The organism is Roseomonas chloroacetimidivorans (assembly GCF_049629625.1).
GTDB lineage: Bacteria > Pseudomonadota > Alphaproteobacteria > Acetobacterales > Acetobacteraceae > Roseomonas > Roseomonas chloroacetimidivorans.
Map to the genome: position 1 here is coordinate 1 of NZ_JBNBZS010000302.1, position 842 is coordinate 842.

Here is an 842-nt window from a genome sequence, read left to right on the forward strand (position 1 = left end):
GGCACCGTCAAGTTGTTGGCGCTGGACTGATCGTGCTTGCAGGCCGGAGGCGATGCTGGCTCAGATCTTACGCTATGGCAGGTGCCCCACTGATTTCCGCCCAGATGGCGAAGGCACGCGTCCTCGCGGCGCGATGCTGACCGGCGGTGACGTGGTCGCGACGGAGCTGGAAGAGGTTAGCGATCTGGTCGTGGGCGGAGAGGAAACGCTGCGCCTGCCGTGCTGACTTGAAGCGCTTCATCTGCCGCTCTCGTCGTCGCGTCGGCTGGTGCGAGTTCTCGGCCCGGTTGTTGAGACCCTTGTGCCGGCGATGCTCGACACCGGGCATCACCTCCTGCTTGGCCGCCCCGTAGCTCGGAAGCTTGTCGGTGATCATGACGCGCGGCGCGCGGCATTGCCGCTTCAGCAGCTTGCGCAGCAGGCGCTTGGCGGCCCGCTTGTCGCGCCGGCTCTGCACCAGCACATCGAGCACTATCCCGGTCTGATCGACCGCGCGCCAGAGCCAGTGCTGCACACCGGCAATCTTGATGACGACCTCATCGAGGTGCCACTTATCGCCAGCTTTCGGCAGTCTTCGCCGGATCCGGTTGGCGAACTCCTGGCCGAACTTGAGTGCCCACTGCCGCACGGTCTCATGACTGACGATGATACCGCGTGCTGCCAGCATCTCCTCGACCATGCGCAAGCTGAGCGGGAAGCGGAAATACAGCCACGCCGCGTGGCTGATCACCTCGGCGGGAAACCGATACCCGGAATAGGGCGACTTGGCGGCTGGCGGGACCATTCGGAGCCCCTACCGGACCGGGACCAGCCCGCCAAGCTGCGCCCGACTTGACGGTGCC

The 842-nt window shown here is 65.4% G+C and carries 1 protein-coding gene; it reads right to left on the reverse strand.

Translation table 11 applies throughout. The features are described from left to right. Positions 1-67: 67 nt before the first annotated feature. The gene (locus tag ACO1BU_RS37615) at positions 68-784 is read right to left on the reverse strand and encodes an IS6 family transposase (RefSeq protein ID WP_424140936.1); all 717 of its coding nucleotides are present in this window, start codon (positions 782-784) and stop codon (positions 68-70) included. Positions 785-842: the final 58 nt, after the last annotated feature.